Origin of the sequence: Mesorhizobium sp. M0227, assembly GCF_040321855.1 — a bacterium.
GTDB lineage: Bacteria > Pseudomonadota > Alphaproteobacteria > Rhizobiales > Rhizobiaceae > Mesorhizobium.
The window spans coordinates 34532-46662 of record NZ_JAMYSJ010000023.1; the positions used below are offsets into that span (position 1 = coordinate 34532).

Below are 12131 nucleotides of genomic sequence, written 5' to 3' on the forward strand. Positions count from 1 at the left end.
GTCTAAGCCCAAACTGCACGATTGAGCCAGATGGCGCTCAGTTTGCCTTCTTGGCCGCTGGGCGTACCGCACCGTCCTTGATCAGCCGGTCGATATGCATGCGGATATGGGCAGCTTCCGCCGCCGTGTTCGCAAGCGCTATGGCGCGGTCGAAGGCGACGCGCGCCTCGTCGCCCCGGTCGAGCTGCATCAAGAGGCCGCCCTTGAGGCCGAAAAAATGGAAATAGCCGGAAAGCCGTTCTTCCAGCGGCTCGATCATGGCGAGCGCCTCTACCGGTCCACGCACCTTCGAGACCGCGACGGCCCGGTTGAGCGTGACCACCGGCGACGGCTGCATCTGCTCGAGCAAGCGATAGAGCAGGTCGATCTCGTTCCAGTCGGTGTCCTCGGCCTTTTCGGCCCGCGCATGCAGCGCGGCAATCGCCGCTTGCACCTGGTAAGGACCGGGCTTGCGATGGCGCAGCGCCTTGTCGACCAGCGCCAGCCCCTCATCGATCATCTTGCGGCTCCACAGGCTGCGATCCTGGTCTTCGAGCAGCACGATCTCGCCGCTCCCGTCGAAACGGGCCGGTGCGCGCGCATGCTGCAGAAGCAACAGCGCCGTCAGCCCCATGATCTCCGGCTCGGTCTGAAACAGCCGCAGCAACAGCCGTGCCAGCCGGATCGCCTCCTCGCACAGCGGTGCGCGGGCCGGCGCCTCGCCGCTGTTGGTCGAATAGCCCTCGTTGAAGACCAAGTAGACCATGGCGGCGACGGCGGCGAGCCGTTCCGACCGCTCGACCGCGCCCGGCGTCTCGAACGGCACGCCGGCGTCCGCAATGCGCGCCTTGGCGCGAGTGATGCGCTGCTCCATGGCACTTTCGCCAACCAGGAAGGCGCGCGCGATCTGCTTGACCGTAAGACCGGAGACGATGCGCAGCGCCACCGCGATCTGCTGCGTTGCCGGGAGATCAGGATGGCAGCAGATGAACAGCAGCCGCAATATGTCGTCGCGGTAGTGCGCCCCGTCCAGCCGCTCGGCGATATCGCTCTCGGCGTCTTCCAGATCGGAAACCTGGTCTTCCTCCGGCATCGGCGCCTGCTTGGCGCGCTTGCGCACCGCATCGATGCCGCTGTTGCGACCGACGAAGATCAACCAGGCCGCCGGGTCGCGCGGCGGCCCGTTCTGCGGCCAGTTCTTCAGCGCCCTGAGGCACGCGTCCTGGAAAGCTTCCTCCGCCGTATCGAGATCGCGGAAATAACGCAGCAGCGCACCCATGGCCTGCGGGCGGGCGGCGCTGATCGCGGAGCTTATCCAGGCCATTTCGGTCATGCGGAAACCCTTGTTGGGTTAAAGACCGAAACCGGCCGGATTTCATACGACCCACCGCTCGGGTTGACCTCGGAAAGCTCGCGGGCGAACTCCACCGCCTCGTCGAGATCAGCGCATTCGAGCGTGTAGAAGCCGAGAAACTGTTCCTTGGTCTCGGCGAACGGCCCATCGATGACGACCGATTCACCCTTGACCTTTCTCAGGGTCGTCGCGGCGGTCGTCGGCAGAAGCCGTGCCACCGGGCCAAGCCGGCCGGCCTTGGCATATTTTTCCTGAACGCCGAGGATATTGGCCATGACCTCGTCGTCCTGTGCCTTGCTCCAGGAGCAGACGACATCTTCGGAAGCATAGCAGAGGATTGCGTAGAGCATGGCTGGTCCTTTTCTCTGTCAAAGGACGAAACAGTAAGACCGATCCCGACACCACGTCGATAAAAAAATCCAGATGTGGCGGATTTGGCCACGGCCGGCCGCGCTGGTCAGCTTTCTCGCGGTTTCAGCCATCGCAGCACGAGAGCTTCCTCGTCATCGAGACCATCGATTGAGCGTTTGCGTTTGTTGGCTTGCGCCATTTCATTCAGCAACCGCCCCTCGGACCACGCTTCGAAGACCCGCGGGTGGATATAGCATTTGCGGCAGACGGCACGCGTATTGCCCAGCCGCTCGGCAACCTTGTCGATAACGCTGTTCATCGCCCTATTTCGCTGCGCCCGGCTTTGCGGCAGTTCCGTTTGGGCAAACAGCGACGCGGCGTGAATGGTGCCGCCCCAGGTGCGGAAATGCTTCGAACTGAAGGCGTCACCGACCGCCTCACGGATATAGCGGTTGACGTCCTCGGAGCGGACCGGCCGCCTGTTGCCGTCCTCATCGAGATACTGGAACAGCTTCTGGCCTGGCAGGTCCTGTGCGCCGCGCACAATCCTGGCGATGCGGCGGTCGACCAGCTTCAGCTTCCACTCCTTGCCCGACTTGCCCTTGAAGGCAAAGCGCAGGCTTGAACCGACAATATCCACATGCCGGTCGCGCAACGTGGTCAACCCGAAACTCTTGTTGTCACGGGCGTAGGCGGCATTGCCGACGCGGATCATCGTGTTGTCGAGCAGCCAGACGACCGCGGCGACGACACGCTCGAACGGCAGGCCACGACGGCGCAGATCGCTGTCGATCCTGTGCCGCAGGTCCGGCAGGCTCTCGGCGAAAGCAACCAGGCTCGAATATTTGGCACCATCGCGCTCTTCGGCCCATTGCGGATGATAGCGGTATTGCTTGCGTCCGCGCTGGTCCCTGCCGGTTGCCTGGATATGGCCGTCCGCGTCCGGCGAAATCCACACATCCCTCCAGGCCGGCGGAATGACGATCGCCTCGATGCGGGCCCTGGTAGTGTCCGAAACTGTCCCTCCGTCCGGTCCCTGGTAGGAAAACCCCTTGCCTGTTTTCAGCCGCCGGATACCGGGCTCAGCATCACTGACATAGCTAAGCGACGCATGGTCGGCCGAGCTTTGTGCCCCGTTTTTGGGCGCGCCATCTGGCGACACAGCATCCTGGCCAGCCGGTCGGCTGGGCGACAATCCGGATTTTTGCAACATGTCGGCTCCACGCGAATTCCGTAGATAAGCCACTGGCCGACCGCTGGTTCCACGCGCCGTCCGAAAAGCGTCTCGCGCCGATATCGTGTTGGCTGGCGCCTACAGAGCGCCTTCCAGCTTGATCGGCGGCGCGGACAAACGCCGCCGCGCCGCGAGCTTGAACCTGTAGCGCAGGCAGCGCCAAGCTTCTGAGCGCCGCTTTGGCGCGGCCGCGGCTACCGCCAGGAAGCGCGCCGCGGTGCCCAGATCGCCGCGCGCATAGTGGACCCGGGCGATCTTGAGGGCGACAAGGCCTTCCCTGGCCTTGAGGGCCGACAACGGGATGTTGCAGTCGGTGAGTGTGCGCAGTTCCCGGCGCCAGTCCAGGAAGCGCCGCACCGGGTTGATGGCAAAGCGGTCATCGGAACGTACCGGCGAAACCTCGTAGACCATGACAGGTTGCGAAACCATGGCGAGCGATGCCTTGCTCATCAGCCGTGCCCAGAACAGCGTGTCCTCGTCATAGGCCATTCCGATCGGGAACCGCGTCTCGCCGATCAGGGTCCGCGATGCCAGAACGCTGCCCACGGCGACCGAACGTATGTCGCCTTTGACATAGGCCGAAGCATTTGCCAGGCACGCAGCCTGGTAGCCGTTCGGCATCTTGATCTGCCGGTCCTGGCCGTTCACCCGTCGCCGGTAGGCACCGACGATCATGTCGGCCTCCGGCTGCTCCCGGGCCTTGCGGAGCAGTGCGCGCAACCCGCCCCGCAGATGCAGGTCGTCGGCATCGATCAGGTAGACCCAGGAATAGACCGCTTCGGCCAGCGCCAAATTGCGGGCACCGCCTGCATCGCGGCATTTGGCCGACAGCACGCGCAGCGGCAACGACAGTTGTGCCGCGGCCTCCCGCGCGATGGTTGCCGTCCCATCGGTCGACGCGTCGTCGACCAGCAAGATCTCGCCGATGATCTCGGCCTCGCTGCGTAGCGACGCCAGCGTTGCAGCGATGGTCGCCGCCGCGTTACAGGCAGGAATGACGACGCTGATTGCTCTCAATTACAAAACCTCGCGCCATGCGCTTGAGGATACAACTATCGTCACCCCGAAACGAATACAGACTAGCGGCGGCATCGGTATTTGAGAAGCAGTCTTGTCCATCCCGAATTGCAGCGCAAATACCTGCGTGTACGACCTGCTTCAGGCTCTTTCGAGCACGACCGGAATGACGTCGACAGCTTGCTCGCCAACCTGTCCCCCCGTGGTCTTGAGCACGCCGACGATCGGCGCCACGTCCGAATAGTCGCGGCCGTGGCCGACGGTGATATGGTCGTTGCTGGCCCGCATGCCGTTGGTCGGATCGAATTCCTGCCAGCCTGCATCGCGCCCGCACCAGACCTTGACCCAGGCATGCATGGCATCGGCGCCTTCCAGCCGGGGCTTGCCCTTCGGCGGGATGGTGCGCAAGAAGCCGCTGACATAGCCGGCCGGAATACCGAGCCCGCGCAGGCCGGCGATCATGATGTGCGAAAAGTCCTGGCAGACGCCGCGCTTCAACTTGAAGGCATCACTGGCCCGGGTCCGCACCGTTGTCGCTTCGCCGTCATAGGTGAAATCGCGATAGATGCGATTGCACAGGCTCATGACCGTGCCGGCGGCAGAGCCGGCGATGCTGTCGCGTGCGTAAGCGGTGATCGCATCGTCGATGCCGGCATGGGTGCTGGACGTCAGGAAATGGTGCGGTGCATCAGGTGCCAGAGACCGCACCGCGGCGAGCTCCTGCCTCAGCCGGGCGATATCGGGCGACACGTCGAGCCCGGGCTCGGGCCGAGACACCGACACGCGGGCGCTCATCCTGATGTCGAGCGCGTCATGCGCGTCGCGAAAGGCGATCGAGGTGACGTTGTTGCCGAAGAAATCGGAAAAGTCGGAACGCTCGTTGGGTGCCGGCGCAAAGGACAGGGATGCGGCGATGACACGCTGCACGCCTGACATCGTCGACGGCAGTACGCGCACCTGATGACGACCGCCGCCGGCCGCCGCAGCGTAATCGTAATGCAGATGAAGCCTGATGTCGTAGAGCATGCTTTATCCGAAATAGGCTTTGGCGAGGCTGTTGTAGAGGCCGCCGATTTCATAGGCGAGGTCGTCCAGCGCCTTTGCCGTCATGTCCGAAGGCTCCTTGATGGCAATCTGGGTGTTGAGCTGCAGGATTTCCTTCGCCGCCGGCGACATTTGCCCCTCCCCGCCGAGCGACGGCAACAGGCCGATTTCGGCCTTCAGCCTTTCAAGTTGGAACAGGATGGAGCGCGGGTTAAGCGGATCGAGCGCCAGCAGGTCGATCACCGTGCGCCGACCGGCCTGCACCGGATATTGGCGGCGATGGGTCATCACGCTGTCGCCGATTTCCAGCATCATGTCGAGCGCGCCGTCCGGCGCCTTGGCGCTGGTCAGCCGCGACAGCGTGCGGGAGATCTGGATACCGCGCTCCAGCCGGCGGCCAATCTCGAGGAAGCGCCAGCCGGCGAAGCGGTACATGTTCTCGTGCAGCAGGCCGGAAAAGCCGGCGAGCTTACGCAGGATGACTGTCATCGCCCGGGTCGCGTCGTCGCCGGGCGCGACCGTCGTTGCGAACTGATGGATGGTTTTCGACAGGTCCTTCAGCGCCAGCCAGCCATCGGGCGAGAAGCGGTCGCGGATCTGCCCGGCACTGTAGACCGCGCTATCCAGCGTGCCGATCAGCCCTGACGGGATCGCCGTCTCCACATCGATGCCGAAAGGTTCGAGATAATCCCTGATGTCGGCGAGCAGCGGCATATCCGGGTCGGAGGTTTCGGCCAGCCGCACATGGTAGGCGCGCAGGATGCGCACCGTGTCTTCCGAGCGCTCGATATAGCGGCCGAGCCAGGTCAGGTTTTCCGCCGCGCGACTGGGCAGGCTGCCGGGCCTGGTGCGGCTGAAACTGTCGCCTTCTTGCGGTAGCAGCGTCTCGCGCTCCACCGGTTTGTCGCTGACAACCCAGACATCCGCCGCCTGGCCGCCACGCTGCATGGCGATCGCCGTCGGGTCGAGCGACAGGCCGATACGGGCAAAACCGCCCGGCATCACCGTCCAGCCCTCCGGCGTTCGCGCCAGGTAGACGCGCAGGCTCGCTGGCCGCGGCTCCAGCCAGCCGCCGACATAGACGGGCGTCGTCGAAAGCGTCACCGCTTCCTGGCCGACGAAATCGCCGCCATCACGTTCAATGCGCGCCACCAGTTCCGCCCGCTCCCCGGCCGACAGAGCCGAGCCTAGCTTCGTTGAATCGTCGTCCTCGAAGGCAAGCCTCGTCGACAGCGCCGGCCCGATCACCATGCGATCGATATTGGCCAGCACATGCGCGCGCTCGGTAGCTTGCCCGCACCACCATGTCGCGACACTTGGCAGCAGCAATTCCTCGCCACGCAAGGCCCGTGAAATCTTGGGCAGGAAGGCAAGCAGCGCGCGCGTCTCCATCAGGCCGGAGCCCAGCGCATTGACGGTAGCAACCGCGCCCTGGCGGATCGCCTCGATCAGGCCCGGCGTTCCGATCTGCGAATCCGGGCGCAGTTCGAGCGGGTCGGCGAAAGCGGCGTCGAGCCGCCGCCACAACACGCTGATCGGCATCAGGCCGGAAACCGTGCGCACCATCAGCCGGCTGCCGGAGACGGTCAAATCCTCGCCTTCGAGCAGCATGATGCCGAGGTAGCGGGCGATGTAGGCGTGTTCGTAATAGGTTTCGTTGAGCGGCCCCGGCGTCAGGATGGCGACGCGGCCGTCGGTCTCCTTGGCCATGCCGATCAACGCATCGCGAAAACGGCGGAAAAAGCCGGCAAGGCGGTGCACATGCATCTCGCCATAGATGTCGGACAGCGCGCGTGTGGTGGCGACGCGGTTTTCCAGTGCGAAACCGGCGCCGGACGGCGCCTGCGTGCGATCGCCCAGCACCCACCACTGGCCGTCAGGTCCACGGCCGAGCTCGAAGGCGCAGAAATGCAGGAAGTGGCCGCCGGCCGGCCTGGTGCCGACGACAGGCCGCAAATATTCGGGGCTGGCGGCGATCAATCCCGCCGGCAGGATACCTTTCTCGACCAGCCGGTTCGGCCCGTAGATATCGGCGATGGTTTCCTCGAACAGTTCGGCGCGCTGCACGAGGCCGGCGCTGATCGCCGCCCACTCGCTCTCCTCGATGAGAACCGGGACATGCGCCAGCGGCCATTCGCGCTCATTGGCACCGGCCTTGTCATAGACGCGGTAATAAACGCCGGCATCGCGCAGATACTGGTCGGCGCGGGCAAAGCGCTGGCCGAGCTTTTCAGCGCCAAGTTCCTCGAGCGCCTCGACAAAATGCTTCCAGGCCGGGCGAGGATTGCCTGACGCATCGACCATCTCGTCGACGACGCCGTCGATCGGCTGGTAGTGCTCCAGCAGGCTGTGGGTCCGCGGCTTGCCGTGTCCCCTCTTGTGATTCCCCTTTGCCATCGCTGATCAGAGTCTTGCCGGCCGCCGAAGGTCAAGGGTCATCGGGAAATCTTCCGCTGGTTGTTCTTCACGGATCACATAGGCGGATGGCGTATGGCCGCGCGGTTCGAAGCGGGCGAGCCGCCGAGCTTCCGCCTCGTTGCCATTGACCGGAAAGGTGTCGTAATTGCGCCCGCCGGGATGGGCGACATGGTAGACGCAGCCGCCGACCGCACGTCCCGACCAGCGGTCATAGATGTCGAAGACCAGTGGCGTGTTGACCGGCAGCGCCGGATGCAGGCCCGATGCCGGCTGCCAGGCCTTGAAGCGGACACCCGCCACCGCCACTTCGCGGTTGTCGGTGACCTTCATCGGCACGATGCGGCCGTTGCAGACGACTGCATGGCGCTCCGGGTTCAGCCCTTCGGTCTTGACCTGCAGCCGTTCGACCGAGGAATCGACGAAGCGCACGGTGCCGCCGATCGCGCCTTGCTCGCCCATCACATGCCACGGCTCCAGCGCCTGGCGCAGCTCCAGCTTGATGCCGGCATGCTGAACCTCGCCGCAGAACGGGAAGCGGAATTCGAGCTGGGCGTCGAACCATTCGGGCCTGAATTCGAAACCGTTGAGCTTGAGGTCGTCGAGCACGTCGAGGAAATCGGCCCAGACATGATGCGGCAGCATGAAGCGGTCATGCAGCGATGTGCCCCAGCGCACGAAACGGCCGTCGAGCGGGCTTTTCCACGCGCGGGCAATGATCGCCCTGACAAGCAGTTGCTGCGCGAGGCTCATGCGTGCATTGGGCGGCATCTCGAAGCCGCGGAATTCGACCAGCCCCAGCCGACCGGTCGGTCCGTCCGGCGAAAACAGCTTGTCGATGCAGATTTCCGAACGATGCGTATTGCCGGTGACGTCGGTCAACAAATTGCGGAACAGCCGGTCGACCAGCCATGGCAAGGGTGCGTTGCCCTGGTCCGGATGCGGCACCTGCGCCATCGCGATCTCAAGCTCGTAGAGCGAGTCGTGACGGGCTTCGTCGAAGCGTGGCGCCTGGCTGGTCGGCCCGATGAACAGGCCGGAGAACAGATAGGACAGCGACGGATGGCGCTGCCATTGCAGCACCAGGCTCTTCAACAGGTCCGGCCTTCGCAGGAACGGGCTGTCATTGGGTGTCGCACCGCCGACCACGACATGGTTGCCGCCGCCGGTGCCGGTGTGGCGCCCATCGATCATGAACTTGTCGGCGCCAAGCCGTGTCTGCCGCGCTTCCTCATAGATCGCCGTCGTCGTCGCCACGCAATCCTGCCAGTTGGAAGCAGGATGGATGTTGACCTCGATGACGCCGGGATCAGGCGCAACGCGGATGACGTTGAGGCGCGGATCGTGAGGCGGGCCGTAGCCCTCGATATGCACGGGAAGGCCGATCGCCTTTGCCGCGTTCTCGGCCGCCGCGACCAGTTCGAGATAGTCTTCCAGCGCCTCGACAGGCGGCATGAACACGCACAGCCGCCCGTCGCGCGGTTCGACCGAAAGCGCGGTGCGCACAGCGCCGCCAATCTCGGTGATCTCCTGCTCGACCCGCTCCTGCTGGCCGGCCGCAGCGGTGAACGATGCCGCCTGCTGGCGGCGCGCCATCTCGTCGGCGCCTTCGAGTTCGGCTGGAGTCGGTCCGGCCAGTATGGCTTCACGCGCGGGCAGCGGGCCGCGTGGTAGCGACGGGTCGACCGGCACGATATAGGGGAATTGCTCCGGCGGCACATAGGGCAACGTGCCGAGCGGCAAGCGGTAACCGACCGGTGAATCGCCTGGCACCAGAAACAGCCGGCCGCGCCGCGTCTTCCATTTTTCCGAGCGCCAGCGCGGATCCGATGCCTGGCTGTTCCAGCGCTGCACCGGCAGCACATAGCCGGACGGCTTGGTCAGTCCGCGTTCAAACACTTTCGCCATGCGGCTGCGTTCTTCCGGATCCTCCAGCCTGGAGTTGGACGGATCGACATTGTCGGGCAGCTTGCCTTCCTTGAGCAGCCATTCGGCCGGATCCTCATAGGCTTCGCTGACCATGGCCTTGTCGATGCCGAGTTCGCCGGCAATCGCGGTGAGCAGGCTTTCGGCCTGCTTCGGGCCGATATCGGCCTCGCTCTTTTCGCGTGCGATCAGCGACGGATCGCTCCATACCGGCTGGCCGTCGGCACGCCAGTAGAGCGAAAAGGTCCAGCGCGGCAGGCTTTCGCCCGGATACCATTTGCCCTGGCCGTAATGGAGAAAGCCGCCGGGCGCGAAGCGCTCGCGCAGTTTACGGATCAGTTCGTCCGCCTTTTCACGCTTGGTGGGACCGACGGCGGCGGTGTTCCATTCGGCCGACTCGAAATCGTCGATCGACACGAAAGTCGGCTCGCCGCCCATGGTCAGCCGCACGTCGCCGGCGGCAAGCGCTGCATCAATCTTGTTGCCCAGCGCGTCGAGCGCCTGCCAGCTTTCGTCCGAAAATGGCTTGGTGATGCGCGGATGCTCGGCGATGCGGTCGACCCGCATCTCGAAGCCGAATTCGACATTGGCGAAGCTCGCCATGCCGGAAATCGGGGCCGCGTTGCGGAAATGCGGCGTGGCGGCCAGCGGCACATGGCTCTCGCCGGTGAGCAGGCCCGAGGTCGGATCGAAGCCTATCCAGCCGGCGCCGGGAAGATAGACCTCGCACCACGCATGCAGATCGGTGAAGTCTGTCGCCGTTCCCGGCGGACCGTCCAGCGCCACCAGATCGGGCTTCAACTGGACCAGATAGCCGGAAACGAAGCGTGCCGCGATACCGAGATTGCGTAGGATCTGCACCAGCAGCCAGCTCGAATCCCGGCAAGACCCCTTTTTCGCGGCCAAGGTCTCTTCCGGCGAGAACACCCCGGTTTCCATGCGCACGATATAGGCAATCTCGCGCTGCAGCCGCGCATTGAGGTCGACCAGGAAATTGACGGTGTTGGCTGCGCTGCGATCGATGGTCTTCAGCAGCGCCGACAGCAGCGGTCCCGCCGGTTCCGGGGTGCGATAGATGGCGAGATCGTCGCGGATTTCTTCCGGATACTCGAACGGAAACGCCTCGGCCGACGGCTCGACGAAGAAATCGAACGGATTGTAGACCGTCATGTCGGCGACGAGATCGACCTCGATCTTCAGTTCGGTGACCGGCTCGGGAAAGACGAAGCGGGCAAGAAAGTTGCCGTAGGGATCCTGCTGCAGATTGACGAAATGGTTCGCCGGCTCGACCTTGAGCGAATGACTGAGCACCTTGGTGCGGGAATGCGGCGCCGGCTGCAGCCTGATGATCTGGGGCCCGAGAACCACCGGCCGGTCGTATTTGTAATGGGTCAGGTGATAGACGGCTGCCAGAATTGCCATGAAGCCCCGGAATTCAGCGTTTCAACGATTTCGCCGAACCCTGACACATCAGGCCGCCATTCTCCAAGCAGAGATGTTGCGGTGCACCTAATTTAAGCAACGGTTGCCGGCTCAGAAAAACGCCTGTATCCCCGTCTGCGCCCTTCCCAGGATCAGCGCATGCACGTCATGCGTGCCTTCATAGGTGTTGACCGTCTCCAGGTTCTGCGCGTGGCGCATGACGTGGTAGCCGATCTGGATGCCGTTACCGCCATGCATGTCGCGGGCCTGGCGGGCGATGTCGAGCGCCTTGCCGCAATTGTTGCGCTTGACGATCGAGATCATTTCCGGCGCCATCTTGCCTTCATCGAGCAACCGCCCGACGCGCAACGATGCCTGCAGCCCAAGCGCGATCTCGGTCTGCATATCCGCCAGCTTCTTCTGGTAGAGCTGCGTTCCGGCCAGCGGCTTGCCGAACTGCTTGCGGTCGAGCCCGTATTGGCGGGCGCGGTGCCAGCAATCCTCGGCGGCGCCCATCGAGCCCCAGGAAATGCCGAAGCGAGCCCGGTTGAGGCATCCGAACGGTCCGCCAAGGCCCTTTGCGTTGGGCAGCAGCGCGTCCTCGCCGACCTCCACGCCTTCCATCACCACTTCGCCGGTGATCGACGCCCGCAGCGACAGCTTGCCGCCGATCTTCGGCGCCGAAAGCCCCTCCATGCCCTTTTCCAGCACGAAGCCACGGATCTCGTCCTTGCCGTTCTCGCCCTTCAGCTTCGCCCAGACGACGAACACGTCGGCGACCGGCGCGTTGGAAATCCACATCTTCGAACCGGACAGCTTGTAGCCGTTGGCTGTCCTCTCGGCGCGTGTCTTCATGCCGCCCGGATCGGAGCCGGCATCCGGCTCGGTCAGGCCGAAACAGCCGATCCACTCGCCGCTGGCAAGCTTGGGCAGGTACTTCTTGCGCTGCTCGTCCGAGCCATAGGCGTAGATCGGATACATCACCAGAGACGACTGCACTGACATCATCGAGCGATAACCCGAGTCAACACGTTCGACTTCCCGCGCGACCAGCCCATAGGTGACGTAGTTCGCGCCAAGCCCGCCGAATTCCTCGGGGATGTTGATGCCGAGCAGGCCGGCCTCGCCCATTTCGCGGAAGATCGCGGTGTCGAATGTCTCGTTGAGGTAGGCGTCCTCGATCCGCGGCGCCAGTCTGTCGGCGGCGAAGGCGGCCGCGCCGTCGCGCACCATGCGCTCGTCTTCCGAAAGCTGGCCCTCGATCAGGAACGGGTCTTCCCAGACGAATGCGTTCTTGTCGGCGGCCATCGCGTTTCTCCCAAACAATGCATGTCGCTCAAAATGACGGCATGCATGAAGCAAAATCTTGGCCCGTTCTATCGGCCTGCG

8 protein-coding genes are annotated in these 12131 nt (G+C 64.2%); all 8 read right to left on the reverse strand.

Going from position 1 to position 12131, the window contains the following annotated elements; genetic code table 11:
- Positions 1-37: 37 nt before the first annotated feature.
- Positions 38-1312, reverse strand: a complete 1275-nt coding sequence (locus tag NKJ00_RS24810) for an RNA polymerase sigma factor (protein WP_352631622.1) — start codon at positions 1310-1312, stop codon at positions 38-40.
- Positions 1309-1683, reverse strand: coding sequence for a YciI family protein (locus NKJ00_RS24815; protein ID WP_023809971.1), 375 nt, complete (start codon positions 1681-1683; stop codon positions 1309-1311). The genes NKJ00_RS24810 and NKJ00_RS24815 overlap by 4 nt, the downstream gene beginning before the upstream one ends.
- A 107-nt stretch (positions 1684-1790) precedes the next feature.
- Positions 1791-2897 carry a DNA topoisomerase IB gene (locus NKJ00_RS24820; protein WP_023809972.1) on the reverse strand — a complete coding sequence of 369 codons (1107 nt, stop codon included), beginning with the start codon at positions 2895-2897 and terminating at the stop codon, positions 1791-1793.
- A 99-nt stretch (positions 2898-2996) separates the two neighbouring features.
- A complete protein-coding gene (locus NKJ00_RS24825; RefSeq protein ID WP_023809973.1) occupies positions 2997-3935 on the reverse strand; it encodes a glycosyltransferase family 2 protein in 939 nt (312 codons plus the stop codon).
- A 141-nt stretch (positions 3936-4076) separates the two neighbouring features.
- Positions 4077-4961: a transglutaminase family protein gene (locus NKJ00_RS24830; protein WP_128304937.1), complete on the reverse strand. Its 885-nt coding sequence runs from the start codon at positions 4959-4961 to the stop codon at positions 4077-4079.
- 3 nt (positions 4962-4964) lie between these two features.
- Positions 4965-7376 carry a circularly permuted type 2 ATP-grasp protein gene (locus NKJ00_RS24835; protein ID WP_352613208.1) on the reverse strand — a complete coding sequence of 804 codons (2412 nt, stop codon included), beginning with the start codon at positions 7374-7376 and terminating at the stop codon, positions 4965-4967.
- Positions 7377-7382: 6 nt separating this feature from the next.
- A complete protein-coding gene (locus NKJ00_RS24840) occupies positions 7383-10742 on the reverse strand; it encodes a transglutaminase family protein (protein WP_352554048.1) in 3360 nt (1119 codons plus the stop codon).
- A gap of 111 nt (positions 10743-10853) precedes the next feature.
- Positions 10854-12050: an acyl-CoA dehydrogenase gene (locus NKJ00_RS24845; protein ID WP_023809977.1), complete on the reverse strand. Its 1197-nt coding sequence runs from the start codon at positions 12048-12050 to the stop codon at positions 10854-10856.
- Positions 12051-12131: the final 81 nt, after the last annotated feature.

Coding starts and splice junctions, on each gene's coding strand:
- NKJ00_RS24830 (WP_128304937.1), bottom strand. CDS start 4,961: ATGCTCTACGACATCAGGCTTCATCTGCATTACGATTACGCTGCGGCG.
- NKJ00_RS24845 (WP_023809977.1), bottom strand. CDS start 12,050: ATGGCCGCCGACAAGAACGCATTCGTCTGGGAAGACCCGTTCCTGATC.
- NKJ00_RS24815 (WP_023809971.1), bottom strand. CDS start 1,683: ATGCTCTACGCAATCCTCTGCTATGCTTCCGAAGATGTCGTCTGCTCC.
- NKJ00_RS24820 (WP_023809972.1), bottom strand. CDS start 2,897: ATGTTGCAAAAATCCGGATTGTCGCCCAGCCGACCGGCTGGCCAGGAT.
- NKJ00_RS24810 (WP_352631622.1), bottom strand. CDS start 1,312: ATGACCGAAATGGCCTGGATAAGCTCCGCGATCAGCGCCGCCCGCCCG.
- NKJ00_RS24835 (WP_352613208.1), bottom strand. CDS start 7,376: ATGGCAAAGGGGAATCACAAGAGGGGACACGGCAAGCCGCGGACCCAC.
- NKJ00_RS24840 (WP_352554048.1), bottom strand. CDS start 10,742: ATGGCAATTCTGGCAGCCGTCTATCACCTGACCCATTACAAATACGAC.